Origin of the sequence: Gryllotalpicola reticulitermitis, assembly GCF_042651345.1 — a bacterium.
GTDB lineage: Bacteria > Actinomycetota > Actinomycetes > Actinomycetales > Microbacteriaceae > Gryllotalpicola > Gryllotalpicola reticulitermitis.
Genome location: NZ_JBHSCN010000001.1, coordinates 1 through 25998 on the forward strand (window position 1 = coordinate 1; position 25998 = coordinate 25998).

26 protein-coding genes and 1 tRNA gene are annotated in these 25998 nt (G+C 68.0%); 12 read left to right on the top strand and 15 right to left on the bottom strand.

Annotated elements, in window-relative coordinates:
- Positions 1 to 197 precede the first annotated feature (197 nt).
- From ACFOYW_RS00005 to ACFOYW_RS00015, 3 genes are all read left to right on the top strand, one after another.
- Positions 198 to 413 carry a hypothetical protein gene (locus tag ACFOYW_RS00005; RefSeq protein ID WP_390226476.1) on the top strand — a complete coding sequence of 72 codons (216 nt, stop codon included), beginning with the start codon at positions 198 to 200 and terminating at the stop codon, positions 411 to 413.
- A gap of 248 nt (positions 414 to 661) precedes the next feature.
- The gene (locus ACFOYW_RS00010; RefSeq protein ID WP_390226477.1) at positions 662 to 1330 is read left to right on the top strand and encodes an RNA polymerase sigma factor; all 669 of its coding nucleotides are present in this window, start codon (positions 662 to 664) and stop codon (positions 1328 to 1330) included.
- The gene (locus ACFOYW_RS00015) at positions 1293 to 2447 is read left to right on the top strand and encodes a hypothetical protein (RefSeq protein ID WP_390226478.1); all 1155 of its coding nucleotides are present in this window, start codon (positions 1293 to 1295) and stop codon (positions 2445 to 2447) included. Before ACFOYW_RS00010 ends, ACFOYW_RS00015 begins: the two co-directional genes overlap by 38 nt.
- Before the next feature lie 353 nt (positions 2448 to 2800).
- Here the strand turns inward: ACFOYW_RS00015 and ACFOYW_RS00020 are convergent, their stop codons facing one another.
- On the bottom strand, positions 2801 to 3511 hold the full coding sequence (locus tag ACFOYW_RS00020; protein ID WP_390226479.1) for a hypothetical protein: 711 nt from the start codon (positions 3509 to 3511) through the stop codon (positions 2801 to 2803).
- 115 nt (positions 3512 to 3626) lie between these two features.
- On the opposite strand from ACFOYW_RS00020, the gene ACFOYW_RS00025 reads away from it, so the two are divergent.
- Positions 3627 to 3839, top strand: coding sequence for a hypothetical protein (locus ACFOYW_RS00025; protein ID WP_390226480.1), 213 nt, complete (start codon positions 3627 to 3629; stop codon positions 3837 to 3839).
- Positions 3836 to 4945, top strand: coding sequence for a tyrosine-type recombinase/integrase (locus ACFOYW_RS00030; RefSeq protein WP_390226482.1), 1110 nt, complete (start codon positions 3836 to 3838; stop codon positions 4943 to 4945). Before ACFOYW_RS00025 ends, ACFOYW_RS00030 begins: the two co-directional genes overlap by 4 nt.
- 48 nt (positions 4946 to 4993) lie before the next feature.
- On the opposite strand, the gene ACFOYW_RS00035 is transcribed toward ACFOYW_RS00030, so the two are convergent.
- Both ACFOYW_RS00035 and ACFOYW_RS00040 read right to left on the bottom strand, forming a co-directional pair.
- Positions 4994 to 5086: transfer RNA gene (locus ACFOYW_RS00035), tRNA-Ser, on the bottom strand.
- A gap of 96 nt (positions 5087 to 5182) precedes the next feature.
- Entirely contained in the window at positions 5183 to 6856 is a 1674-nt protein-coding gene (locus ACFOYW_RS00040; protein WP_390226483.1) for a cation:proton antiporter, read from the bottom strand.
- Positions 6857 to 7048: 192 nt separating this feature from the next.
- Between ACFOYW_RS00040 and ACFOYW_RS00045 the strand changes: the two genes are divergently transcribed.
- Positions 7049 to 8221, top strand: coding sequence for an endo-1,4-beta-xylanase (locus tag ACFOYW_RS00045; protein ID WP_390226484.1), 1173 nt, complete (start codon positions 7049 to 7051; stop codon positions 8219 to 8221).
- Positions 8222 to 8302: 81 nt separating this feature from the next.
- Here ACFOYW_RS00045 and ACFOYW_RS00050 read toward each other — a convergent pair whose 3' ends face one another.
- Positions 8303 to 9187, bottom strand: a complete 885-nt coding sequence (locus ACFOYW_RS00050) for a LysR family transcriptional regulator (RefSeq protein ID WP_390226485.1) — start codon at positions 9185 to 9187, stop codon at positions 8303 to 8305.
- Positions 9188 to 9197: 10 nt separating this feature from the next.
- Positions 9198 to 10439: an MFS transporter gene (locus ACFOYW_RS00055; RefSeq protein ID WP_390226486.1), complete on the bottom strand. Its 1242-nt coding sequence runs from the start codon at positions 10437 to 10439 to the stop codon at positions 9198 to 9200.
- Positions 10440 to 10656: 217 nt separating this feature from the next.
- Between ACFOYW_RS00055 and ACFOYW_RS00060 the strand changes: the two genes are divergently transcribed.
- On the top strand, positions 10657 to 11796 hold the full coding sequence (locus ACFOYW_RS00060; protein ID WP_390226487.1) for a glutathione-independent formaldehyde dehydrogenase: 1140 nt from the start codon (positions 10657 to 10659) through the stop codon (positions 11794 to 11796).
- Positions 11797 to 11897: 101 nt separating this feature from the next.
- On the opposite strand, the gene ACFOYW_RS00065 is transcribed toward ACFOYW_RS00060, so the two are convergent.
- The 6 genes from ACFOYW_RS00065 to ACFOYW_RS00090 form a co-directional block, all read right to left on the bottom strand.
- A complete protein-coding gene (locus ACFOYW_RS00065) occupies positions 11898 to 13151 on the bottom strand; it encodes an MFS transporter (protein ID WP_390226488.1) in 1254 nt (417 codons plus the stop codon).
- Complete coding sequence (locus tag ACFOYW_RS00070; RefSeq protein ID WP_390226489.1) at positions 13148 to 14305, bottom strand: FAD-dependent oxidoreductase; 1158 nt, start codon at positions 14303 to 14305, stop codon at positions 13148 to 13150. The genes ACFOYW_RS00065 and ACFOYW_RS00070 overlap by 4 nt, the downstream gene beginning before the upstream one ends.
- Complete coding sequence (locus tag ACFOYW_RS00075) at positions 14298 to 14990, bottom strand: class I SAM-dependent methyltransferase (RefSeq protein WP_390226490.1); 693 nt, start codon at positions 14988 to 14990, stop codon at positions 14298 to 14300. Before ACFOYW_RS00075 ends, ACFOYW_RS00070 begins: the two co-directional genes overlap by 8 nt.
- Positions 14987 to 16156 (bottom strand): type III polyketide synthase, encoded by a 1170-nt coding sequence (locus ACFOYW_RS00080; RefSeq protein WP_390226492.1) that lies wholly within the window; start codon positions 16154 to 16156, stop codon positions 14987 to 14989. The genes ACFOYW_RS00075 and ACFOYW_RS00080 overlap by 4 nt, the downstream gene beginning before the upstream one ends.
- A gap of 57 nt (positions 16157 to 16213) precedes the next feature.
- Complete coding sequence (locus ACFOYW_RS00085) at positions 16214 to 16681, bottom strand: universal stress protein (RefSeq protein ID WP_390226493.1); 468 nt, start codon at positions 16679 to 16681, stop codon at positions 16214 to 16216.
- Positions 16682 to 16743: 62 nt separating this feature from the next.
- On the bottom strand, positions 16744 to 18003 hold the full coding sequence (locus tag ACFOYW_RS00090; RefSeq protein WP_390226494.1) for a cytochrome P450: 1260 nt from the start codon (positions 18001 to 18003) through the stop codon (positions 16744 to 16746).
- Between the two features lie 159 nt (positions 18004 to 18162).
- Between ACFOYW_RS00090 and ACFOYW_RS00095 the strand changes: the two genes are divergently transcribed.
- Positions 18163 to 19428, top strand: a complete 1266-nt coding sequence (locus ACFOYW_RS00095) for an MFS transporter (protein WP_390226495.1) — start codon at positions 18163 to 18165, stop codon at positions 19426 to 19428.
- A gap of 51 nt (positions 19429 to 19479) precedes the next feature.
- Here the strand turns inward: ACFOYW_RS00095 and ACFOYW_RS00100 are convergent, their stop codons facing one another.
- On the bottom strand, positions 19480 to 19875 hold the full coding sequence (locus tag ACFOYW_RS00100) for a DUF1304 domain-containing protein (RefSeq protein WP_390226496.1): 396 nt from the start codon (positions 19873 to 19875) through the stop codon (positions 19480 to 19482).
- 223 nt (positions 19876 to 20098) lie between these two features.
- On the opposite strand from ACFOYW_RS00100, the gene ACFOYW_RS00105 reads away from it, so the two are divergent.
- Entirely contained in the window at positions 20099 to 20830 is a 732-nt protein-coding gene (locus ACFOYW_RS00105) for a hypothetical protein (protein WP_390226497.1), read from the top strand.
- A gap of 58 nt (positions 20831 to 20888) precedes the next feature.
- Here the strand turns inward: ACFOYW_RS00105 and ACFOYW_RS00110 are convergent, their stop codons facing one another.
- Positions 20889 to 21653 carry a shikimate dehydrogenase family protein gene (locus ACFOYW_RS00110; RefSeq protein ID WP_390226498.1) on the bottom strand — a complete coding sequence of 255 codons (765 nt, stop codon included), beginning with the start codon at positions 21651 to 21653 and terminating at the stop codon, positions 20889 to 20891.
- Positions 21654 to 21821: 168 nt separating this feature from the next.
- Positions 21822 to 22889, bottom strand: a complete 1068-nt coding sequence (locus ACFOYW_RS00115; protein WP_390226499.1) for an amidohydrolase family protein — start codon at positions 22887 to 22889, stop codon at positions 21822 to 21824.
- Between the two features lie 62 nt (positions 22890 to 22951).
- On the opposite strand from ACFOYW_RS00115, the gene ACFOYW_RS00120 reads away from it, so the two are divergent.
- Entirely contained in the window at positions 22952 to 23440 is a 489-nt protein-coding gene (locus ACFOYW_RS00120) for a MarR family winged helix-turn-helix transcriptional regulator (RefSeq protein WP_390226500.1), read from the top strand.
- A 62-nt stretch (positions 23441 to 23502) separates the two neighbouring features.
- On the opposite strand, the gene ACFOYW_RS00125 is transcribed toward ACFOYW_RS00120, so the two are convergent.
- The gene (locus tag ACFOYW_RS00125) at positions 23503 to 24093 is read right to left on the bottom strand and encodes an SDR family NAD(P)-dependent oxidoreductase (RefSeq protein ID WP_390226501.1); all 591 of its coding nucleotides are present in this window, start codon (positions 24091 to 24093) and stop codon (positions 23503 to 23505) included.
- Between the two features lie 304 nt (positions 24094 to 24397).
- On the opposite strand from ACFOYW_RS00125, the gene ACFOYW_RS00130 reads away from it, so the two are divergent.
- Together ACFOYW_RS00130 and ACFOYW_RS00135 are read left to right on the top strand one after the other, a co-directional pair.
- Entirely contained in the window at positions 24398 to 24910 is a 513-nt protein-coding gene (locus tag ACFOYW_RS00130) for a TetR/AcrR family transcriptional regulator (RefSeq protein ID WP_390226503.1), read from the top strand.
- 388 nt (positions 24911 to 25298) lie between these two features.
- Positions 25299 to 25772 carry a gamma carbonic anhydrase family protein gene (locus ACFOYW_RS00135; RefSeq protein WP_390226504.1) on the top strand — a complete coding sequence of 158 codons (474 nt, stop codon included), beginning with the start codon at positions 25299 to 25301 and terminating at the stop codon, positions 25770 to 25772.
- Positions 25773 to 25998 lie beyond the last annotated feature (226 nt).

The following is a 25998-nucleotide window of genomic DNA, read 5'->3' on the forward strand; positions in this document are numbered from 1 at the left end:
CGATGATCTCCCCGGTCACAGGATCGATCATCTCGGTCGTGTCCATCACGGCCTGTTCCTTCCAGTCAGGCCACCCCAGAAACACCGGAAATCAGACAGTCCCGCGCGTGTGGCCGGATAGCTCATTGATCGGGAAAGTCCCGAGGTCGCTGATGCCGGTTTCTATACTGGGCGCAACGGGCAGAGGGGGCCGCGCGATGCCGTCAGGACACCGACCGACAGCGAAGGTGTACGGCTTCTGGGTGTGGTCCGGACTCTGCTGCGCCGGGGCTGCGATCGCAGCGATCGCGGGCAGGTACACGTTGATCGTGCTGGCCGCCGTGGTGTTCGTGGCCCCGCTTCTGATCCTTGGCCGGATGTGGCGGCAGACGCACCAGCGCATGGGCGGCTTCCGGAACTGGTTGAGGAGCTGAAACCGCCCCCCTGGCGCAGAGCGATCTGGCAACCGGGACTTAAGTGCCCGGCGCAGGATCCGCCATCGTACGGTCGAGTGTTCCGTGAGGCGTTCGGGATGGAGCCGTCGGAGACATGGTGCCCGCGCCGCTTGGGCCAGAGGAGCGTGGTCAGCAGGTGCCGGAGTTCGTGCTGGGCGGAATCACGCCGGATGCTTCTGTGTCGGCGAGCTTCGAGCCCCCGCGTTTAGTGGCGGTGGGAAGCAGCGATGCTGCCGGATCGTGAACTCAATCGGCGCGATCGGGAAAGTACTGGTGTGAGCACCGACCGAGACATCATCGCTGAGTCGTTGACGGACCCTGCGGTGTTCGGTCTGTTGTTTCAACGTCATTCCGGCCCAGTGTCCCGGTATGCCGTCAAACGCCTTGGGGTGGATGAAGCTCAGGACATCGTGTCTGAGACCTTCGCGACGGCATTTCGACAGCGGGCCCGGTTCGATCGGAGTCGTGAGGACGCGGGGCCGTGGTTGTTCGGCATCGCGACCAACCTGATCCGGAAGCAGCGAGGTGTCGAGGCGCGTGCGCTCCGGGCGTTGGAGGTCTCCAGGGCTGCGTTCATCGGAGACGTGGACTCGGGACCGGCGCTCGTGGACCGGCTCGACGCGGAACGGGAGCTTGGTGCACTCGCCTCCACGATCCGAGATCTCACCGCGCGCGACCGGGACACGCTGCTGCTGTACGCCTGGGCAGACCTCGATTACAAGGGTGTCGCGCAGGCGCTCGGGGTTCCGATCGGCACGGTGCGGTCGCGCTTGAACCGGGTGCGCCGAAAACTCACTGCCGCCGCCGCGGAAGCCGGGATCCACAAGCAGACAACGACGAAGACGGAGGGAGCACGAGATGGACGTGTTGGAGAAGGTGCGCAGTCTGCGCTCTGACGTCGAGGGGCTGAACTCAGCACAGACGGCGGCAGCCCTGGCCTACTTGGAGGAGGTGATGGCTGCGGAGGCCGCGCCTACCTCGCACCGACGTCGGCCGGGTGTCGTCTGGACGGTCGGGATCACCGGCACTGCAGCCGTCGCGGCAGCCACCTTCGTCGCTGCATCAATCGGCGGCATCGGCCCCACAGCTACGCCCGGACACCACAGCGTGATCGGCGTCGCGGTGCCGCCGGCCAACGCCGAGGAGGTCCTCGCGGGCGCCGCGAAACTCGCCAGCGCGTCAGTGCCGCCTCAGCCCGTGCCGGGACAGTACTTGCGCGTGGAGACCGACAGCACCGAGCTGCGCACGGCGGGGCCCGGTACCGACGGGCAGTTCCGGCGCGGCTCCACAGCATCCTGGATCAATCACGCGACTCTCGTGATCTACGTGCCCGCCAACCGCTCCGACACCTGGATCGAGGACAACAACGCCGCCCCGGTCACCACCTCCGACGAGCACGGAACCGACGTGGCCGCTGCGATCGCCCAGGACCAGAAGACCTATGCCAAGCAGGATGCCGAGTCCGTCCAGTACCTCCCGGGAGGACTCGCACCCACCGGCATGCCCAACGGCCACAAGTTCGCACTCGGCCAGGTCGCCGGAGCAGGCGTCAACCCGGCCACGATCCCGACAGACCCCGCAGGCCTACTCGCCTTCTACCGGCACGAGGTCGACTTCGGCGACCCGACCGATCCGGACAGTATCGCGATCGGCAACGAGATGGTCTTCGACCTCATCGCCAGCGACCTCGCCTCCGACCTCCTGCCCGCCAGCCAGCGCGCCGCCGCATTCAAGGCAATCGCGCTCATCCCCGGCGTGAGGCTGCTCAGCACGACCGGCACCTCATCGACACTGCAGCTCCTTGACCACAGCGACGACTATCGCCTCACCATCGACACCGCGACCGGACTCGTCACCGGCATCGAGACGTTCCTCAACGAACCCGAAGGAGCGACCCAGACCATCGGCGCCGTCCCGGCCGGCACGCCGACCAGTTCCAGCGCCGTCAAGATCTCCGTCGTCGACAGCCTCCCGCCCGCTCTGCAGGCCGGGCTCGAGAAAGCGAGCAAATGAAAGCAGTCACGACCGCGACGACAAGCGAGCGCGGGCACCTCGACCCGAGCGCAATCACCCTGCCATCCACACGCTCACTCGACCTCAGCCACCTCATCGAATACGCGCTACAAGCGCACCAAGGCGACCCACCGCTGGAAGTCACCCCGCAACCCGCGCCCACCGGCCGGTAGGCGATCCCCACGGTGTTCCGTCACGGGGCAAACGATGGGGCACCGACTACGTTTCTGCGCGCATCCAGATGTAAGCCCGTGCTGCTACCACCCCGGAAACCGTTGATATTACGCGGCTTTCTGAATCCCGACGTAGGCACCTGCGAGGGCAAGAGTTCAACTCCTCCTTCGCGTCGCCGGCTACCCGGCTCGGCCCTGGCGTCCGGGCGGGAGAAGCCCGCGGGCGCGGGCACGGGTGACCCAGCCCTGCGCTGTGGAGAGAGCGACGCCGCTAATGTCTGCCATCGTTGCTGAGGGATTCGGGTCGCCCCGACTGGCGAGCCGGCCGTGCTGGAGCGCTACAAGCTCGTAGAAGTCCGGAGTTCGTTTCGGGTCTCCGAGCGGCTTGAGCAGGTCACGTTCGGAGACCTTGTGGCCGGACGGCAGGACAATCTTGCCGCCGGTGATGGTCTCGGTGCGTGTCATGGCGAACAGTCGCTTGTTGATCGCCGCCTCGATTCGCGCGGTCGGCAGTTCGCGCAGTAGCTGGCTCGTGATCGGATCGCCCGGCCGCCAGGGCAAGTAGATGACTCCGGTGATCCGCACCTCTTCGGGGATGGCGAAAGTCTGCCGCTGGAGGCGGATGAACACGCGAGTTGCGGTCGCGGTGTGCTCGAGGTAGCGCCATCGACCATCGACTGTTTCGTTATTGCCCGAGTCAAGCTGCGACTTCCAGGCCGTGTCCGTGGCGACCTGATCCGTGTAGCCCAGGACCGCGTCGATCTGCCCGCTCGTGTCCTCAGGCCGCTCGCCCGGGAAGCGGTCGGGCAAATACCACCCATCGGGAAGGTCGGCCTGCACGATCAGACCGTCGTAGGACTGATCGCCAGGACGGCGGGGGGATGCGGCCATGACTCAGAGTGTACCGACCCTGAGAGTCATCTAAGACACTTGCGGTTATCTGCGCATCGTGGTCTAATCTCAAATATCCGCGACTATCTTAGCGGCGTCGCGGGAGGAGGTCGCGATGGGTGAGAGCGCTGAACGCGTCGTGCAGAACTGGCCTGCACCGCTGTTCTACTCAGAGGAGGAGACGGCTGCGCTGCTCGGCATCCATCGCACGACGCTGCGCGCCCTGGCGCTCGCTGATCGCGCCCCTGTCGAGCCGATCCAGCTGACCCAGCACAAGCGCGTGTACCGCCGGATCGACGTGGAGCGGCTGGCGGGAGTGGCCAAGTGATCGAGCCGCGCACGACGAAGACGGGAAAGACCTACTACCTCGTCCGGGTCAAGTCCGGCCGCGAGCTCGCGGCGTCTAAGTCGTTCGACACTAAGCGCGCCGCCGAGGCGTGGGAGCGCCAGCAGAAGCACCTCATCGAAACAGGCCGACCTCTGGCCCCCAAGCGGTCGTACACACTGAATGAGCTGGTAGTGACGTTCCTGGCCGTTCGCGCGGAAGGCAATCCGCACACCGTGGACACCGACGCAAACAATCTGGCCGCCCTCCCTCAAGCGATGCTCCGCAGGCCTCTGGCCTCCGTCCAGGCCGGCGACATCCGCTCCCATCTGCTGACGCAACTGCGCGGCGGGAAGGCGCCGGCAACTGTCGCCCGTGCCAAGACGACGCTGAGCGCACTGTTCACCTACGCCGACGAGCAGGGGCTGCTCCACCAGCCGCACCCGGTACGCACCATGAAGAAGATCCCCGAGCTGGGAGCGGCCGCCCAGCGCGCGGTGAACCCGAACGAGATCCCCTCGCCGCGACGGGTCGCTGCAGCCCTCGCGACGTTGCGTCAGCGGCGCAGCGATATCGCCGACGTGTTCGAATTCATGTCCTTGACCGGCGTGCGGTGGGGCGAGGTGCGCGCGATACGAGTCCACTGGCTCTCCGAAGTTCCATTCCCGCAGCTGAACGTGGAGCGATCCCATTCCGACCGCTACGCGGAGAAAGGGCCGAAGTCCTGGCGCGGCACCCGCCCCGTGCCTCTCTCTCCGCGCGCCCTGGTGATCTTCCGCCACTACGCCACAGGCAAAGCACCCGACGACTACCTGTTCACCAACCAGCACGGCGGGCAGCTCTCGGTCGGCGTCGCCCGCAAGTTCCCCCTCGGCTTCCGCCGCCACGCCCTGCGGCACTATGCCGCCTCGACCTGGCTACGCCTCGGCACACCCCTTCACGAGGTCGCTGAGTACCTCGGGGACGAGCCGCGCACCGTTCTCGCCGTCTACGCGCACGTCCTCGGAGAAGGCCAGCGTCGCGATCACCTACACCGGCTCGCCGAGAGCGAGAGTGCGGACAGGGGTCACCTGGGGGTCACTCAGCAGAACCCCGGACTCGGACGCTGAATGAGAATCGCCCGGCAAGCCATAAGAAACAGGCTCTAACCAGGCATTTGGCGGAGACGGAGGGATTTGAACCCTCGGTGGGCTTGACGCCCACTCCACCTTAGCAGGGTGGTGCACTCGACCGGACTATGCGACGTCTCCAGGCAGCCTTGCGACTGCGCAGGTTCCACAATAGCGGAACCGCGAGCCGGTTCTCGCATCGAGGCGTGATCCGGGCCGGATGCGCCCGGCATCCGCTCAGCTCTCGACGGTGCCGCGCAACTCGATCGCGATCTGCGCCGCGTCGAGGTTCGCGAGCAGGCTCTCGAGAACGTCGGCGTCGAACGTGCCCGTGTCGCGTGCGTCGAGCAGTGCGGCGCGCTGCGCCTCGAAGACCTGCAGCCGGCGTTGCCGCACGGCGAGCAGGCGCTCCCGCGTCGGCGGGCCGTCGGGCGCCGGCGGGAGGGCGGGAACCGAGTCGGCGCTGGTCCTCATCAGGGCGATCATCCGGTCCTGCTCGGCTGCGGTCTGCTCGGCCACAGCGGTGGAGTCGACCTTCGGAGCGAGGCGCCGCACGAGCGGACCGATGGTGCCGCCCTGCACCACCAGTGACACCGCCGCGACGGTGTACGCGATGAGCACGAGCACCGAGCGTTGCGGCGTGCCGGCGGGCAGCGTCTGCGCCGCAGCCACCGTGACCGCGCCGCGCATGCCGGCCCATACGACGGCCGTGCCCTCGCGCCAGCCGAGGGGTTCGCGCACGAAGTAGTCGATGTCCGCGAGCGACTGTGCGACCCGCACTGCGACGCGCTCGATGTCCTGCTCGCTGCGCCGGAAGCCTCGCGCGCGTACTTCCTCGACGGTCTGCTTCTTCCCCTCGGGCGTGCTCAGCTTCTCGTGCATGTCCTGCATGCGATCGCGCATCTTGACGCCGTGCCGCGCGCGGCGCGCGAGCACGCCGAGCAGCGGGGTGACGTAGAGCGCCCGCACGATGATGGTGAGGGCGAGCGCGCCAAGTGCCACGATCACCGCGGTGCCCACTCCGCCGTGATCGTGCTCGACCTGCTCGATGATCTCCCGGATCTGCAGTCCCATCGTGAGGAAGACGGCGCCCTCGAGCAGCAGTTCGACCGTGCGCCAGTTCTGCGAGTCGGACAGCCGGTTCTGGGGGGACAGATCGCGGGCGGCGCGGATGCCTGTGACGATGCCCGCGACGACGGCTGCGACCAGGCCCGAGGCTCCGAGCAGGGTGGCGGGAACCGCCGCGACGAACGGCACGGCGAACGAGATCACGGTGTTGACAGTCGCGTCGCGGACGTGCCGCCGCACGACGAGGTTGAGCCACCCGACCAGCCACCCGAGGACCGCCGCGACGGCAACCGAGTACGCGAAGGTGCCGACGGCACCCCAGAACGAGAACGCCGCTGCGGTCGCGACGATCGCCGTGCGCAGCAGCACGAGCGCCGTCGCGTCATTGAGCAGGCTCTCGCCGTCGAGCATTGCGACGACGCGCTTCGAGACCGACGTGCGCTTGATGATCGACGTGGCGACGGCATCCGTCGGGCTCACGATCGCGCCGAGCGCGACGCCCCATGCGAAACCCAGCCCCGGAATGACGAGCGCGAAGAACGCGCCGAGCACCAGTGAGCTGGCCACGACGAGCACGATCGACAGGCTGCTGATCGCGCCGAATTCGCGCCGGAAGTTCATGGCGGGCATCGAGACGGCGCTCGAATACAGCAGGGGCGGCAGGATGCCCTCGAGAATCCAGTCGGGCTCGATATGGACCGACGAGAACGCCGGCAGGAAGCTCGCCGCGACCCCCACGACGACGAGCACGAGCGGGGAGGCGATGCCGAGGCGTGGCCCGAGCACGGTCGACGCGGCGATCACGAGGAACGCGATCACGAGCACGACGAGGAGTTCGGTCACGACTCCAGCCTGGCAGGCGCGGTGGCAGGGGCGCGAGCACTCAGCCGACGGCCGTCAGATGCGGCACGTAAATCGTTTTCGATTTCCGTCGCGTTTTGCTTGACCCCCGTTAGGGGGGCGAATACCCTGGCGACGCCCCCAAGGGGAGCCGAATCCCGGCACTCCAGACAATGGCGTAAACGGAGGTATCCAATGGAACGTCGTAGCGTTCTGACGATGGGCGCGGCCGGCGCGGCCGCACTCCTCACCGGCGGGGTCTCGCTCGCCGCCGCACCCGCATTCGCATCAACGCCGAGCAGCCGCCCGGGTTCCGCGCCCGACACCCTGCGCGGCGCGGGCGCCCTCATCAACCTGCCGATCGGGTCCGCGCTGACCCCGCAGGACATCGAGCAGTGGCCGAGCATCTCGGGCGGCCAGTTCTCGGTCGTCACCGGTGCCAATGCGATGAAGTGGCAGACCGTCGAGCCGAACGCTCCCGGTGTGTACGACTGGACGGACGCCGACCAGCTCGTCGCGTTCGCGAAGCAGAACGGTCAGCTCGTGCGCGGCCACACCCTGCTCTGGCACAACCAGCTGCCGAACTGGCTGGTGAACGGCTTCGATGCCGGGACCATCTCGAAGAACCAGCTCTGGGGTCTGCTCGAGAAGCACATCTTCACCGAGCTGGGGCGTTACCGCGGCAAGATCTGGCAGTGGGACGTCGCGAACGAGTTCTTCACCGATGCGAGCCCCTCGGGAATCGACCCGACCAACTGGTGGATCACCGCTCTCGGTGAGTCGGTCATTCCGCAGGCGTTCAGATGGGCACACGAGGCCGACCCGCACGCGCTGCTGTTCTACAACGACTACAACATCACCGGCGAAGACGGCACGAACGCCAAGTTCACCGCCGTCTCCACCTGGGTGCAGCAGCAGCGGGACAAGGGCGTGCCGATCCACGGCGTGGGCACGCAGGCTCATCTCGACACCCAGTACGGGTTCGACCCGCAGCGATTCCAGTCGGATCTTGAGAGCTACGGCAAGCTCGGCCTGAGGATCGCGATCACCGAGGCCGACGTGCGCACCAACGTGAACAACGCGACCGACCAGGTGCCCACCGACAGCCTCGCCCAGTTCGCGCAGCCCTTCGAGTACTCGGCGATGCTGCAGGCCGCGATCTCGGTTCCCGAGGTGATCTCGTTCACGGTCTGGGGCTGGACCGACTACGACTCGTGGGTGCCCAGCACCTTCAGCGGTGAGGGCTACGCCTGCATCTACGACGTCAATCAGCAGCCGAAGCAGGCCTACTACAGCCTGCTCAAGGACCTGCAGCTCGCCGCCGGCACGGCGCCCCGGCGTGCGGCACCGCCGCGCACCACCGCCTGAGCGAGCCCGTAGAGCCGCTGAAGCCGGCCGAGCGGGCTGGTGCTGTCATCCCGTTCGGCCGGCCGGCTGCCTCACAGTGCTCTACTCGGCCGCCTGCGTGCGCAGATATTCGATCAACGTGCGCGTCGCGATCGACACGGGCCGGTGCGTCGACCGGGCTATGCCGACCGTCCAGAGCGGACCGCCGGCGATCGGAATGCGGCGAATGCGCGGGTCGTCGGGCACCGCCTGGCGCGGCAGGAGCGTGACGCCGAGAGAACGGGCCACGAGGTCGACGGCGAGGTCGAAGTGCGTCACCTCGGTGCGGATCACCCGTGGGGTGAAGGATGCCTCGAACCAGGCATCCGCTACCGCGCGGTTGCCCCAGCCGAGCGGGTACTCGATGAAGTTCTGGTCAGTGAGGTCGCGCGCCTCGACGCTCTGGTGGCCGGCGAGCGGGTGGTCGGCAGCACAGACGAAGTCGAGCGGGTCCTCGTGCGCCGACTCGATCTCGACGTCGGCGGTGCTGCGCGGCATCCCGGCGATGAGTGCCACGTCGAGCGAGCCGCTGCGCAGCTCGGCAAGGCTCGACGTGCTGCCCGCCGAGGTCTGGCGCAGCCGCACGATCACGCCGGGGTGATCGCGCTGGAGGCGCTCGAGCGTGCCCACGATGTCGAAGGGTCCGGTGTGCTCCATGGTGCCGACCGTGACCACGCCGGAGATCTCGCCGCGACGCTGCGCCGCCGCATCCGCCACCGCGGCGACCGCCGCGAGCGCCTCGCGCGCCTTCGGCAGCAGCGCTGTTCCGTGGTCGGTGAGCGTGATGCCGCGGGGCCCGCGGTCGAACAGCCTCACCCCGAGTTCGCCTTCGAGGTGGCCGATCGCCGCCGAGACCGCGGACTGCGCGGTGTGCACACGCTGCGCGCCGCGCGTGAAGCTGAGCGTCTCGGCGACGGCGACGAAGTATTCGAGCTGATGCAGCTGCACGCCCTCTAAGTTACGGCGCAGGCGCGAACGCTCCGACTCGTGCAAGCAGGACGCTGACCGCCGCGAGCAGTACGAGCAGCAGCGCACCGAACGAGAGCACCGCGACGAGCGTCGACACGACGAGCAGCAGCGCGCCCACGGCGACGACGGGAATCGCGATGCCGATGTAGGAGACGAGGAAGATCCCGGCCAGCGCTTCGCCGCGCGCGTTCGCGGGGGCGATGCCGACGACGGTGCCGATCGCGGCCTTGAACGTCGTTCCCGCTCCGCCGCCTGCGACGAAGCCGCCGATGAGCAGCACGGGCAGGGCCGCGGCGGCGATGCCGACCGAGACGAGCACGATGCCCGCGGCCAGCACGAGCGTGCCGATCAGGTATTGCAGGTGGCGCGGCCACGACGACGTCACGACCTGGAACAGCGCGCACGAGCCGAACGCGATGAAGCTCACGCCCCCGGCGAGCACGTGCGACGTGAGGTGCAGCTGCCCGGCGAGGAATGTCGGCACGAGGGCGCTGAAGAATCCGAACATCGCGAAGCCGACGAATCCGGTCAGTGCCGCGCCGATGTAGGCCGCGCGTGACTCGGGCGGCACGACGACCCGCTGGGGCCGGTACCGCCACGAGCTGTCGGTGAACGCCACGCTCTCCGGCACGGTGACGAGGGCCAGCAGCCCCACGACGAGCAGGAACGCCAGCACCAGGTACGGCGTGAGCAGCGGCTCGGGCGCGAACTGCGCGAGCAGGCCGGCGATGAGCGGGCCCGCGCCGATGCCGCCCATGTTCGCAGCGGTCGAGACGGCCTCCGCACGCCGGCTGCTGCGCGTCGGGTGCGCGGTCTGGTGCAGCTCGGTCATGTGGGCCGTGGCCGTCGCGGTCAGCATGCCGATTCCGAGGCCGGACAGGAACCGGGCGACGAGCAGCAGCACGAGAGCGTGCGAGCTCATGAACACGAGCATCGCGAGCACGTTGAGCAGCACCGCGGGCGCGATGATGCGGCGGCGGCCGAAGCGATCGGAGATGTGACCCGCGAGGAAGAGGCTCAGCACGACACCGACGGCGTACACGGCGAAGATCACAGTGATCATGAACGAGCTGAAGTGGTCCTGCTGCTGGTACAGCACGTACAGCGGCGTCGAGACGGCGCCAGCGGCCATCGTCACCGCGAAGAGGTAGCCGACGAGCCAGAACCCGCGCGCGTGCGATGGCGATGCGGCAGGGGGGCGGGTGACGGATGCTTCGGCGGTGGTGCTCATGTCATCACTGTCGCCCCGAACGCACCATCGCGTCCAACGCTGAATTCCGATGACCGCGATCGTCGTACGCGATACCGCATGTTCTTCGTCGCCAGAGACGGTCCGCGAAGTCAACCCTCTCTGGCGCGTGAATTGCGGGGGGCGCGGCCGGGTACGTCGAAATCAAAGCCACCCTTCACCACTGGGGTTCACGCATGACATGTGGAAGGAACAAGCGATGAAAGCAGTCGTCTACAACGGGCCGTTCGACGTCTCCGTCGAGAACGTGGAAGATCCGCGCATCGAGGACGCGAACGACGCGATCATCCGCATCACCACCGCGAACATCTGCGGTTCCGACCTGCACCCCTACGAGGGCCGGGTGGAATTCGAACCCGGCTCTGTCTTCGGTCACGAGAACATGGGCATCGTCGAAGAGGTCGGCCCGGGGGTCAACCGCATCAAGGTCGGCGATCGCGTGTCGGTTCCGTTCAATCTGGCCTGCGGTACCTGCCGCAACTGCACGGTGGGCTTCACGTCGGCGTGCCTGCGCGCCAATCCGTCCGGGCAGCCGGGCGCCGGCTACGGCTATCCGATGATGGGCCCCTATCGTGGCGGGCAAGCCGAGCTGTTGCGGGTGCCGTGGGCGGACTTCAACCTGCTCGAGCTGCCGGCAGGCAACGAGCACGAGCTCGACTTCGCGATGTTGTCAGACATCTTCCCGACGGGTTACCACGGCGTCGAGCTCGCGAAGCTCGCGCCCGGCGAGACGATCGCGATCTGGGGGGCAGGGCCGGTCGGGCTCATGGCCGCGCACAGCGCGGTACTGCGTGGGGCGTCACAGGTCTTCGTCGTCGACTTCGAACCGGATCGCCTTGCCCTCGCCGAGCAGTTCGGAGCCACCCCGGTCAACGCCGCCGACGTCGATGCCGTTGAGGCGATCACCGATGCGACCGACGGCTTCGGTGTCGATTGCGGTGTCGAGGCGGTCGGCTACCAGGCACACGATCCGGCGGGTGACGAGCACCCTGCCATGGTCATGGACGGCTTGATCGCTGCCGTGCGGGCCACGGGCCGCATCGGCGTCGTCGGGGTGTACGAGCCCGAGGACCCCGGAGCCTCGGCGGATGCGGCGAAGGAGGGGCGCTATTCCTTCGACTTCGGCACGGCCTTCACGAAGGGCCTCGCGATCGGTACCGGTCAGTGTCCTGTGAAGCGATACAACCGTGAGCTGCGCGATCTGGTCATTCGCGGCGTCGCGACCCCCGGTCGCCTTGTCTCGCACGAGCTCGCCATCACCGAGGCGCCGCGAGCGTACGACCAGTTCGACAAGCGGGTCGACGGCTGGACGAAGGTGGTGCTTCACCCTGCCGCTTAGGCATCCGGTGGCAGCGCCACGTGCGTTTGGCGGACTCGGGTGTGCGCTACGGACGTCTGCCCGGCGCTTCCCAGTCCGTTCGGCGCACCTGGCGCGAGCTGCTACCCGATGACGCGGTCGCGCGCCGCGAACAGGCCGAAGACGATCTGCGCGATCGCTATGGCGAGCAGCGTCACCAGCGCCGTCGTCCACGAGCTCGTAGCGTCGTGCAACGCGCCGATGGCGAGCGGGCCGGCCGCCGCCAGCAGGTAGCCGATCGATTGCGCCATGCCCGACAGCGCGGCCGCCTGGGTGTGGTCGCGGGTCCGCAAGCCGAACAGCGAGAGGCCCAGCACGATGGTGCCGCCGCCGGCGATGCCCGCAAGGCATGCCCACACCGCCGCCAGCTCCGGCGCGAGCAGCAGGCCCAGAACCGCGGCGACGAGGAACAGGGGAGCGGTCGCCGCGATCAGCCGCTGGTCGGAGAAACGGGGGATGAGCGTGGCGCTCGCGAGACTGCCCGCGATCGCGAACGCGTTGAACAGCAGCTGATGCAGGCCCGCCGTCGCCGCACCGATGCCGTCGGCGTGCTCGATGGAGGCGAGCCAGGTGACCAGCACGTAGTAGCTCACCGATTGCAGTCCCATGAAGAGCGTGACCTGCCACCCGAGAGCCGTGCGCCATGGGCTTCGCCCTGCGGCGGCTGCCCCTGGTACGACCGGCGTCGTGGCATCCGTGGCATCCGTGGCATCCGTGGCATCCGTGTCTTCCGGAACCGAGCGCAGTCGAAGCTGCGGCGCGAACACCCCCAACGCGATGATCGCGAGCCCCGCCCAGATGCCGAACGCAAGTCGCCACCCCGATTCCGACGACCCGGCGATAGGCACGGCGAGACCGGCGGCAAGCGCGGCGAACACGGACTGCACAGCCGAGTAGAGGCCGGTCACCTGGCCGATCCGGTGCGGGAAATCGCGCTTGACGAGCGCGGGGAGCACGACATTCAGTATCGCGATGGCGACGCCGAGCGCAGCCGTGCCGATCCAGAGCAGCGCGAGACCGGGCAGCGACCGCAGCACGATTCCGACGGCGAGCAGCCCGAGGGCGAGGCCCAGGGTGCGCTCGATTCCGAAGCGGCGCGCGAGTGCGGGCGCGAGCGGCGAGACGACCGCGAAGGCGAGCAGCGGCAGGCTGATCAATACGGATGCTTCGACCGACCCGAGCCTCAGGTCGCGCTGCACGTCGTCGAGAACGGGCCCGACGGTGGTGATCGAGGCGCGCAGGTTCGCGGCGATGAGCAGCACCCCGACGAACACGAGGCCCGACCGCACCGCCCGCGCGGACGTCGAAGCGGGGGCCGGGGCAGCGGTCGAGCTCACGTGGATCCACGATAGCCGCGCGCGGTGACGGCGGCCGGCGCCGCCATCGTGAAGGCGGCGGCGATCCGGCGCTCGAAGCGCGGTCCGGCCATGGCGCGCACGATGACGTTGCGCGCCGCGAGCATCCGGCCGTGCCGTGGGCGCCCCATGGCCGTGTTGAAGAACGCCTGGCGCGCAGTCATCCGCTCTCGCTTCGCTGCTCTCGCGGCGTAGGCGGCGAGCGCGTCGCGAGGGCCGCCGCCGATCACCTGCGCGAGTGCGGCGGCGAGTTCGCTCGCGTCCAGCCACCCGAGGGTCATGCCCTGGCCGCCGATTGGACTGATCTCGTGAGCCGCGTCGCCCACGAGCGCTATACGTCCGCGCACCGCGGCTCTCGCCCACACGTGGCCGACCCCGAACGAGCTGACGTCGCCGATCGTGCCCCCATCGACGGCAACACCGGTGCGCCGGCGCACCGTGTCGGCGAGCTCGGACGCATCGAGCGCGGCTCGGTCAGCGCCGCGATGCAGGACCCAGCGCCGCCGCCCGCCCGGGAGCGGGAACGACTCGACGACTCCGTCGCTCTCGAGGTAGAGCACGGCGCGCTCGCCGAGCCCCGAACGGTCGGGCGCATCGGCCATCACATAGCGGTCGGGGTACGCCCGCCGGCCGACAGCGAAGCCGCCGAGCGTTCGCATGATGCTGCGCGGGCCGTCTGCGCCGATTGCCCACCCGGCCTCGACCGGTCCCCGGCTCGTCTCGAGCCGCACGCCCGTCGCGGTCTGCTCGCACCCCGTGACCTCGCACCCGGTGAGGAGCGCCTCGGGCGCTCGCGCGGCGAGGGTGGCGCGGAGCATCCGCTCGGTCACGTGCTGCGGCACGGACAGGACGTACGGATGCCTCGGCGACGCGCTCCGGAACGACAGCATTCCGAGAACGGCCCCGCCGCACCGCACTTCCCCCTCGCGGACTCGCACGCCCGCGTCGATGACCGCATCGGCACAGCCCAGACCGTCGAGCACGTCGAGCGCAGGCGGGTGGATACCGATCGACCGCGAGCTGTCCCGCGGTTCGCTGCGTCGTTCGAGCACAGTGACGGAAATCCCGCGTGCAATGAGCTCCAGCGCGGCGACCATGCCGACGGGGCCGCCGCCGACGATCGCGACGTCAGCCACGCGGCTCCCCGTGCAGCACGTAGCGGAACGGCGACCGCGCCTGCGCGTGCCAGCCGGGCGGTACGAGTCGCTGAAGCTCGCGTGGCCGGTAGCTGCGCCGGATCGAGCGCAGGCCGTCCTCGCGAATGAACGAGTCGCGGAAGAACGGCATGGTGCCCACCGAGAACGCGGCATAGCCGAGCCGGTTGCGCGTGATGTCGGAGTGCAGCACCGTGCGGCGCGCAAGCCGTGACGTGTCATCGAGGAGAGCAAGCAGCTCGTCGGCGCTGAGGTGGTGCAGCACATGGTTGGACACCACGATGTCCGCGCGCTCGCCGCCTGCGACCAGTTCGCTGGTCGAGGTGCGCAGGAACCTCACGCCGTCGATCGGCGGCCTCGAGCGCGCAAAGTCGAAGGCGCGCTCGTCGGGGTCGATGCCGGTCACGGTGAGCGCGAGGCCGTCGCGTCGCGCCCAGCCGCGCAACGCGACCGCGAGGTCGCCGCCGCCGCTGCCGACGTCGAGAACGGTGGTCGGGCGGTCGTGGCGCAGCAGCGGCCGGATCCCCCGTCGATACGTTCCGCGCCAGCCGGCCACGACCGCATTGATGGCGCCGAAGTGCCGATACGTGTTGTTGAGGAGCCGCAGGTCGCAGTCCGGGTCGTCCATCAGCTCGGTGAGCTGCGTGGCACGGCGGCTGAGACTCACCGCTCCCCGCTCGGCGGGAGAACGGTCATGAGCGCCGTCTCGACGGTGAGGCCGGGGCCGAACGCCATCGCGCACACGCGCTCGGGGTCGGCGGGTCCGCGCTCGGCCGCGCGCGATTCCGCCCCGTCGAGAAGGTTCCGCAGCACGAACAGGATCGTGGCGCTGCTCATGTTGCCGAAGTCGCGGAGCACCTCGCGAGACGCGCGCAGCTGTTTCTCGTCGAGGCCCATCCGGCTCTCGACCTTGTCGAGGATGCTGCGGCCGCCGGGGTGGATCGCCCACTGCTGGATGCTCGTCGCCGGCTGCTCGTGCGCGCCGGGCTCATGCGCGAAGAGGGGCTGCAGAGCATCCGTGATGTGATCGTCGATGATCTGAGGCACATACGAGCTCAGCACCATCTCGAAGCCCTGATCTCCGATCGTCCACGCCATGTCGCCCTCGCCGACGGGCGTGATCACGGTCTCGAATGCGTCGAGTCCCAGCTGGGGCCCGGGCGCGCCGACATCACGGGCCGAGACGACGGCGGCACCGGCGCCGTCCGCGAACAGCGACGACGCGATGATGAGGTCCGAGTCGTTCGAGCTGCGCACGTGCAGGGTGCAGAGCTCGACGCTGACGACGAGCACGACGGCATGAGGGTCGGCGTCGCAGAAGCTCTTGGCGAGCCTCAGTGCCGGCATGCTCGCGTAGCAGCCCATGAAGCCGAGGTGATAGCGCTGCGCCGCCGGGCTGATGCCGAGCTCACGGACGAGCATGTAGTCGGGCCCCGGCGCGAAGAATCCGGTGCAGGACACCGTGATCACGTGAGTCACGTCGGAGGGGCGGATGTCTGCGCACTGCTCGAGCGCGTCGCGCCCCGCGTCTACGAACAGTCGGGTCGCCTCGGTGATGTACAGCTCGTTGCGGACCTTGGTGCTCGGGCTGAGCAGCCGCCTCGACTCGCCGTCGAAGAACACCGGGTCGTCGCTGCGACGGTCGAGCTGCAGCTCTTCGAGCACGGTGTGACGGGTCTCGATTCCCGAGCCGTCGAACGCCGCGCCGAGGATGCGCAGGGCGAGGCGCGAGAGCCCGGGCTGGTCCGCGAACACGTCGCGGACCTCGTTCTGTATGAGCAGGGTCGAGGGAACCGCGGTTGCCAGTGACTGTATGCGTGCCGAAGTTCCCATAACCCCAGTGTCAGCCCCGTGGGGCCACTTCGCGCGGCCTTGACAGCGGCTCTCGCGTCAGCTGGTGCGTGGGCGGTGGATGAGCACGGGGCAGTGCGCGTACTGCGCAACCGCGGCGCTCACGGAGCCGAGCAGCATTCCGATGACACCGCCGTGGCCGCGGGTGCCGACGACGACGAGGTCGGCGTTGCGGCTTTCGTCGATGAGCGCCGCGACCGGTGGGTGATCGACGAACGTGCGCTCGTACCTCGCCGGCAACTCGCCGCCGAACGCCGCGGCTTCCGCCTCGGCAAGGATCCGCCTGGCGTCGTCTTCGGGGGAGTAGCCGCTCGGGGAGGTGCCCTCGAAGGGCGGCATCTGCCACGCGACGACGGCGACCAGCGTCGCGCCCGAGTCGGTCGCGATCCGCGCCGCCGCCTTCAGCGCCCCCACGGATGGCTGCGACCCGTCGACGCCGACCACGACACGGTATGCAGCCGATGATGCGGCGGCCACGGTGGAATTCGAATCCTGTTCCTCGCTCACGGTCTCACCGTAGCGACGACGGGGGCGATTGTGGCGGGTCGATCGCGTACTCGCGTGCGTCGTCAGCGCACCCGGATCGGCAGCTCGGCGACGGCGTGGACGGCGTCGTTGAACTGGAACACGGGGTCTCCCGGCGTCGCGTCGGGGAGACGCTGCAGTACCTCGCCCAGGATCGCCTTCACCTGTGCCCGGGCGAGCGTGTTGCCCAGACAGAAATGCACGCCGCCTCCGCCGAACGCCTGGTGGTGATTGGGGTGGCGCGCGAGGTCGAGGTCGGCAGGTGAGGTGAAGATCGTCTCGTCACGATTGGCGGAGCAGTAGAACAGTGCGATCTTGTCGCCGGCGGCGATGTGCTTCCCCCCGAGCTCGGTGTCGTTCATCGCGGTTCGGGCGAAGCTGAGGACCGGTGAGGCATACCGGACCAGCTCGTCGAACGCGATGTCGAACCGGTTGTCGTAGTCGGCCATGAGCCATTCGCGCTGGTCGGGGAAGTGCTGCAGAGCGAGGTACGACAGCGTGATCGCCTGCTTCGTCGTGTCGTCGCCCGCAACGACGAGCAGCACGACGGTGGAGAAGATCTGTTCCTCGGTGAGCGCCGCGCCTTCGACGCGAGCCTCGACGAGTGCGGTCATCAGGTCGTCGTGCGGTTGGTCGCGGCGCTCGGCCGCGAGTTCGGCGCAGAGTGCCTGCAGGTACTCGCCGCGCGCTGCGATGAACATCTCGGCGGACACGCCCGGCGGCAGTTGAGCCGGGATGCGCGTGCTGACGTACGCGTCGGCGGCCTCGACGAAGTGATCGACCTCGTCGTGGGGAACGCCGATGAGCTCGGCGACGGTCCGCAGCGGCATCTGCGCGGCCACTGTCGTCACGAAGTCGAACTCGTCGTGCGCGGCCGCGCGCAGCACGATTCGTTTGGCCCGGTTGCGGATTCCCGTCTCGAGGCGCGCGACGGCCTTCGGCGTGAACGCGCTGCCGACGATCTTGCGATACTCGCTGTGCGCCGGCGGGTCGAGCACGAGCATGTTGGGTGTCAGCCGATACGGCGCGGGTCGCACGCTCACCTGCCCGATGGCCGAGCTGAAGAGATCGGGGTGCCTGCTGACGTGGGCCACGTCGTGCGCTGTCGTGACCGCCCAGAACCCGGCCTCCCACGCGCGCTTCGGAAGGCCCGGGGTCTGCAGCGGCGGGTGCCAGCTCACCGGTGACTCCGCGCGCAGACGTGCGAATGCCCTGTCCCTGGTCGGGAAGTCTTGCTGCCAGAACCCGATCGTCGAGATGTCGACGTCGGAGTCGTGACGATGAGCCGTGCGGAAATACGACATTGTGATCGCGCCTTTGTGATCATGCCTCGAAGCGCATGACGCTAGCAGAGAATTCCTCAGGCCGAGAGGGCTCGTGTGCGAAGCATCCGTCTTAATTCGTTAGCATTGGCTAACGAAACATGTTGACGAGCGCCGCGGCGCACGAGGGGGTTTGAACGGATGCCTGCAACCCGCGGCCTCGAGTCGGGCATCGGCAAGACGTTCAGTTCGCTGCGCACGCGCAACTTCCGGCTGTTCTTCTTCGGCCAGCTCGTCTCCAACAGCGGGAACTGGCTCACCAACATCGCCATCACGCTGCTCGTACTCGATCGCACGGGCAGCGGCACGGCGGTCGGATGGCTCGCGGCCTGTCAGTACGGGCCGATCCTGCTGTTCTCGATTTATGCCGGGTCGCTGGCCGATCGGATGTCGAAGCGCAAGCTCCTCTACTGGACGCAATCGCTCGAGATGGCCGAATCGATCGCGCTCGCCGTGCTCGCATTCCTGCCGCACACGCCGATCGGCTTGTTCTTCGCCGTCGCGGCGATCGGCGGATGCCTGCTCGCCGCCGACAACCCCGCGCGGCGCTCATTCGTGCGCGAGATGGTGAGCACCGAGCAGGTCTCGAACGCGGTCACGCTCTACAGCTCGATGGTCAACCTGTCGCGCATCGCGGGCCCGGCGATCGCCGGTGTCCTCGTCACGACCCTCGGCTTCGGCTGGTGCTTCACGATCGACGCGGCGTCGTACGTCGTCGTGATCGTGGCGCTGGTCATGATGAGGGGGTCCGAACTGCACCCGACGCCGCGAGGGCCGAAAGGCCGCGGGCAGGTGCGGGCCGGCATCCGCTACATCGTCCATACGCCCGAGCTCGCGGTCTCGTTCGGCATGCTCGTCGTGATCGGCCTGCTCAGCTACAACTTCAACGTGACGTTCCCGCTGTTCGTCGAGAAGGGGCTGCACGGCACGGCGACGCAGTACACGTTGCTCTACTCCTGCTTCAGCGTCGGGGCGGTGATCGCGAGCTTCATCGTCGCGCGCCGTGCTCGGGTCACGCTGCGCACGATCGTGCTCAGCTCGGGCGCGTTCGGGATCACGCTGCTCGCGCTCGGCTTCGTGCCGAACGTTCCGATCGGGTACGTCGTCGCGGCCATCGTCGGCGGCTTCTCGATCTCGTACATGACCGCGACGACCGCGTTGGCGCAACTGCGCGCCGACCCGCAGATGGTCGGCCGCGTCGTCGCCGTGCAGACGGTGCTGCAGCTCGGCACGACGCCGATCGGCGGCCCGCTGCTCGGCTGGGTCGCCGATCTCTGGGGTGCGCGACTGCCGATCATCATCGGCGGCATCGCGGCACTCGCGACCTTCGCCGTCGCCTGGTTCGCGGGTCGGCGGCGGCTCACGACAAGCCCGGTCGCTGAGCAGCAGCACGAGGCCGCGGCGTAGCGAGCGCCTCGGCAGCGCACGCGACGCGTGGATTCGCGTTGGGGCAGCCGGCTATACCGTCGTGCAGGCGATGACGGTGACGATGAGCGCGATCAAGGGCGCGAGGCCCTGCGTGAGTGCCGCCGCCGCGAATTTCGTGCCGAGCGAGAGCAGGACGACGGATGCTGCGAGCATGCTCCCCACGCTGAGGAACACCAGCGCGTAGCCGGCGGCGTGCAGGCCGGCAGCCAGCAGTACGACACCGGTGACGGCGCCGAATGCGAGGAAGAGGTTGTAGAACCCCTGGTTGAACGCGAGGTCGCGGTTCGAATCGGCCTGCGCCTGGTCGGCGACGTTGAAGCGCGCCCAGATCGCCGGGCGCGTCCACGCGACGCTCTCCATCCAGAAGATCGCGACGTGGATCAAGGCCGCGATGATGACAAGCACGCACGCGATGACGAGCACCATGCCCGAAGCCTATTGGCGCGGGTGGGCTGCTCGGCCGAGCAGCGGCCGCCTGCTCGAGCGTGGGCCGGGCTCGGCTACCTGGTCGGGTTGCCCGTGTTTCCACGGAAGCGTCGGATCAGCAAACAGTTCACTCCCTAGCGTCCTTCTTGGCCCGTGGGTCAAAAGGTGACAACTGCGTGAAAGATCACGTCGCGGGTCGGAGATCACGAAAGGGCATTCGCACATGACACAGCAGGTTGCGCCCCAGGGCGCCCGGAAGAACAGCCGTAAGCGACGTGTGCTCATTGCGGCCACGGCGACAGCGCTGGCCGCAGGGGTCGTCGGTGTCGAGGCGCTCGACACGCTGCGCGTCTCACTCAAGGACAACGCCTCGGCGGTGAGCGGGGCCTACGTGCCAGCTCCGCAGCTGAACGTGGAGGGCGAGCCGTTCGAGATCGCTTACTCGGCCAATGGTGAGATCACGGGAACCGGCACGCAGCCGTGGAAGATCGCCAACACCGGAGACGCGGATGCATCCTGGGACGGCGTGTTCGTCCCCGACGCTGACGTCGACGAAGCTGTCGCGGCAGCGACCCGCGTGCGCGCCACCCTGACCGTTCCCATGTTCGCCGGCGTCGGTTGGTACACGGGAGACGTCGACCTGGATCTCGGCACGCTCGCGTCGCCGATCTCGCTGTCGAAGGCCTACGCCGCATGGGTGGCCGAAGATCCGTCAGCTACCATCGTGATGAGGAGCAGCACTGGCGGCCAGGCGCCGTACCAACGACGATCGGTCCCGTTCCCGAGCACGATCACCTACAACTACCGAGGCGATAGAGTCGGGCGCCCGCAGCTCTCCCTGACAGTCACGCCCTCGTTCGACGAGAAGGCGGTTGCTGAGGCATCCACGGGCATCGAGTTCGGCCAGCTCGCCAAGGCGAAGGCGTCGTTCGACGTCACGTACTCCAAGCGCTAAGCGCTGCGTACCCAAAGGGGGCGACTGGGGTGATTCCCGGTCACCCCCTTTCGTGTCTTCAACCGAGGCCCGGTGACAAGAAGAAGTCGGCCATGAGATCAAGGCCCGCCTCCACCATGTCGCCGCCGCTTGCGGTCGCGCAGCCGGCATCCTGTGCTGCGGAAATCAATCGCGTGACTCCGTGGCCCGCGATCACGTCGCCCACGAACTGTGCGGGCGTCAGCAGAGTGGGGACGACGGGAATGGGGTCGTCGGCGTTCATTCCCATCGGGGTGGCGTTGAGAACGAGGTCGCAGCCGCTCGGGTCGGGCGTGCCCACTGTCGCTCGGTCGTCGCTCAGCACGCTCAGCAGCGCCTCGGCGCGTGATTCGTCAGCGTCGTGAATGACAAGCCGGCTGACCCCGGCGCCGAGCAGAGCCATCGCGATCGCGCTGCCCGCTCCGCCGGCACCGAGAAGAAGCGCTCGAGCGCCTTCGATGCGGGCTCCGTTGCGCTGCTGCGCCGCAACGAACGACACACCGTCGAGCATGTCGCCGTGCCAACCGCCGTGCGGGCGACGTCGCATCACACTGACGACGCCGAGCGTCTCGGCTCGAGAGGAGACGGTGTCGCAGTACTCGATCGCGGCCCGCTTGTGAGGCATCGTCACGAGGATGCCGTCAACGTTGCCGACGGCGGTGAGTGCCGCCATCGTCGTGCTGAGCGCGTGCTCGGGAACCTGGAGCGGCACACAGATCCCGTCGTGCCCGCGGCCCTCGAAAGTACGAGTCAGGCGAGCGGGTGTCTCGACGTACTTTATTGGATCGCCGATGATCGGATACAAGCGCGTGGTGCCGCTGTAGTCGTCGAGGATCGTGAACTCCCTCCCGCGCTCGGCGCTCGTCCAGTGCGGGGGTCTACCTCGAACCCGTCCACCGGCGGCAACACGGTGCCCTCGCGATTACGACAGCGTATCCGCGCGGGCTGCTCTGCGTGAGGCCGTCACCCTCGTTCATCGAACGCGCTCGCCGGCGATCCACACGCCACGGATGTTGCGAGTCACGGTGATGTCTGTCGTCGGATCGCCGTCGACGAGCACGAGATCCGCGCGCTTGCCGGGCATGACCGCGCCGCGGTCCTTCAGATTGAAGGTGTCGGCCGAGAGCGATGTGGCGCCCGTGAGCACTTCGACCGGCGTGAGGCCGGCCTGCACGAGAAGCTCGAACTCGTGATGAAGCGACTCCCCGTGCTTCGGCCCGAACGGGGCCCCGGGTGCGGAGTTCGCGTCGGTTCCGGTAAGGATTCGGATGCCGGCTTCGTAGAACTTGACGACACTGTCGCGTGCGTTCTCATAGCGAAGCCCTCGGGCCGCGAACAGTTGCGCGGTGCCCTCCATCATCGTCAACGTCGGCACGGAAACCATCGCCATCTCGCGCATACGTGCGACGAGCTCGTCGTCGAGGACGGCGTCCAAGGGGGCGTGCGTGCTCACGTCGACTCCTGCCTCGATGGCCACGCGGAACGCGCCAGTCGTGATCGAGTGCGCAACGACCAGCAGGCCGTGCTCGTGCGCGGCCTGAACGATCGCGTTGACCGTGGGCTGATCCATCCCGGCAGGGGGAGCGGCCTCTGTCACGATCTTGATCCAGTCGGCGCCGTCAGCGACGCGCCGCTCGACGAACGACCTCGCCTCGGCCGGCGTCGTCACGACGCCGTCGGCCGGGAATCCTGGCATCTTCGCGTGATTGCCGCCCGGACCGACCGCGGGGACCGTGGCGCTGAAGATCTGCGCAACGTCCGCCTCGTGGCGCATCGCGTTCACGAATTCCAGGGGCCACGCCGCCATGTCCAAACCGGTGGTGACGCCCCACTGAGCCAGGTTCTGCAGATCCACCCGGCCGAGCACGGTATGCACGTGTGCGTCGATCAAACCGGGCAGCAGCGTCGCTCCCGCGGCGTCGATCACGACACCCGCTTCCGTCGCCGCGTCGGCGATGAGTACATCGCCGAAGATCACCTCGCGAGGCTCGCTCAGCCCCGCACTGTCGAATACCCGAACGTTCTGGATCACTGTTGTCATCACGCCTCCGTAAATACCTTTCGTGAAAGGTATCACGAAAGACGTTCCACTAGGCTGAGTCGATGGATCACGATCAGCGGGATTCGGCGCTCTCTCTCGCCCAGCACGCCGTGCGTCTTCAGACGCTCCTCGACCGCCGCATCGTGGACGTGCTGAACGCACACGGCCTCTCGCGAAGCGAGCTGGACGTACTTGGGGCCTTGGCTGAGCGCGGAGATGACGGCGCACGCCCCCGAGAACTTTCGTCGCGACTGCTGCTGACCACGGGCGGCACCAGCAACATCCTGCGCCGACTGCACGAGGACGGGTTGATCGAGCGCGAAGCCGACCCCTCGGATGCGCGCAGTCAGATCATCCGGTTGACGACGCAAGGCAAGGAAGCAGCGCAGCGCGCGGGCACCGCCGCAGGCGAGGTGATCAGTCAGGTGCTCGAGCCTGTCGACTCGTCGCTGCTTCAGTCCGCTGCCCAACTGCTCCACGAGGTACTCACCGCGATGAACGACGACGCGCCGGTGCACCGCGACCCGAGCGGCGCTTCGCGACAGCCTTAGGCGCGTCGTCGGTCAGGGGGGTCAGACGGCGTACGACCCACCCGCGGGCCGGCAGGCGATGCTCAGGCTGTGAAGAAGGCGAGTTGCTCAGCGAGGTAGGGGAATGATTTCTCCGCAGGGGAGCCGAGCAGGGAGCGCAGCTGCCGGGTCTCGTCATCGGCGAGTACTTCCAAGGCGCCATCCGAGATGCCGTCGTAAGCCTGAGTGACCACGCTGGCAGGGGCGGTCTTCGGAACATCCCAGCGCGCAGACATCGGGGTGTCGATCATCCCGACAAGGAGGCCGACGACCTGGGTTCCCTGGCCGTGGAGCTGGAGGCGCAGGGCATTGGTCGCCGACCATGCCGCGGCCTTCGATGCTGCATACACCGTGGGAACCGGCGCCCACGCGGACGATGACAGGACGTTCAGCAGGGTCCCGCCACCGTTGGCGGCGAGGATCGGGGCGAACGCGGTGGCCACGCGAAGGGTGCCGAAGAAGTTGGTCTCGAAGATGAGCCGCGCTTCCTCGTCGGGCCCGGTGATGGAGTCGCCGGCGGGAGCGATTCCGGCGTTGTTGATCACCAGATCGACGTCCGTGGCGGTCGCGGCCGCCCCGGCCACTGCGTTCGGGTTCGTGATGTCGAGCGGCAGGGCAACGACACGGGCATCCACCGTGTCCTTCGGGTTTCGGCGGCGGCGTAGACCCTGCGGGCGCCTCGTTCGATCGCCTGACGCACGAATTCCATCCCGAGGCCGCCGTTGGCCCCGGTGACAAGGACGGTGCGGCCGGCTAGTGACTGATTCATCTAAACTCCTCGATAGAAATGGGGATGTTCCCCGGATCCACTATATGGGGAATGTCCCCACTTATCCCGAGAGGTTGCCGATGGTTGCTGCACAAGGCTCCGATGCGCGTGAGTCGAGTCCGCCGCGGACTCCGCGACTCCGCTCGGATGCCCGCCGCAACCGAGAGGCCGTGCTGAGTGCGGCGCGTGAGATCTTCGAGTCCGACGGAGTCCTGGCCCCCCTGAACGGCATTGCCGTGCGTGCCGGGATCGGGAACGCCACGCTGTATCGCAACTTCCCTACCCGCGAAGACCTGCTCGCCGCGGTTGTGGAGACAAGCGTCGAGGATGCGGTGGTCAAGGCTGAGGAACTCGCGACCGCCCTGGCGCCGCGCGATGCCCTTGCCGAATGGCTGACGGAACTTGCCTGGCGGCTAAGGATCTGGCACGACCTGCCGTACTGCGTCGCGGCGGCTCACGGTGACGCAGATGCCCCCCTGAGCTCCGCCTACGCCCCGATCTTGCAGCAGACCGCGAGACTCCTCCGGAACGCGCAGGACGCCGGATGTGCCACTTCGGAGATCACGGCCGAGGAACTCTTTGAGCTGGTCACCACGCTGTCATGGGGCATCGATCGCTTTGGCGACGACGAGGAAGCGGCCCGACGACGGACCGGCATCGCTACGGCCGGCGTCTTCCTCTGAGTCGTCGCACTACCCGCCCGTTGCCGACCATTTTCCGGTGAGTGCGGGGCCCTCCGTCTTTCAGTTCGAGCCGACGGCAGGCGAGGAGCACGACCAGGTTCCGCACGTCGGCGGAACCGGCTACGAGGGACAGGCCTCGCGTCACTGCCGGGGCGTTGCCGCATTCGGCGGCCCCAGCGGCGGTTGGGCGATGAAGTCTTCACCTTCGGCGAAGTCGGTGATTTCAGCTGCGCACTTATGGTGAGGGCAAGAGATCGGAGTGCCAATGCTCGTTCGTCATCGTGGCGCTGAACCCGTGATCGATCCGACCGCCTATGTGGCTCCGTCCGCGGTCGTCATCGGCGACGTGCGAATCGCGGCAGGAGTGCGCGTTCTTCACGGCGCGGTGTTGAGCGCGGAAGACGGCGAAGTGATCATCGGTGAGGACACTGTCGTGATGGAGCAGGCGCTTGTGCGTGGCCGGGCCACGCATCCGGCCCGCATCGGAGCCGCGGTAATGATCGGCCCGCACGTACATGTCAACGGCAGTCATGTCGAAGACGAAGCCTTCATCGCTACCGGCGCCGCGCTGTTCCCAGGCAGCCGTGTCGGCGCCGGCGCCGAAGTGCGGATCAACGGGGTGGTCCAGGTCAATACGGCGCTCCCAGCTGGCGCGGTCGTTCCGATCGGATGGGTCGCGGTGGGGGATCCTGCCTCGATTCTTCCGCCAGACCGTCACGAGGAGATCTGGGCAGTGCAGCGAGAACTCGGCTTCGTCGAAACGGTGTACGGCGTCAGTAGTGACGCTCCGATGCGCGCAATCATGCGCGCCCAATCGGAGTACTACGGCGCTCACGCAGCGGACGTGGTCATTGACGGCTGAGCGACGAGGGCGACCATGGCGACTGCCCACCCGACAGCGGCGGTCACCGCCAAGGTCGAGCCCGATCTCGCGGTAGTCCCGGCCAGAAGTCGCGTCAAGGCCTGGTCGCCCTCCCCGCCGCTGTCATGGATCGTCGTGACATCGCAGAGGGCGTCGAGCTGGCGTGGCCTCGGGCGTCATCGTCTGGCGATCGAATCCGCGGGTGACAGCGCGATCGATGTCATCC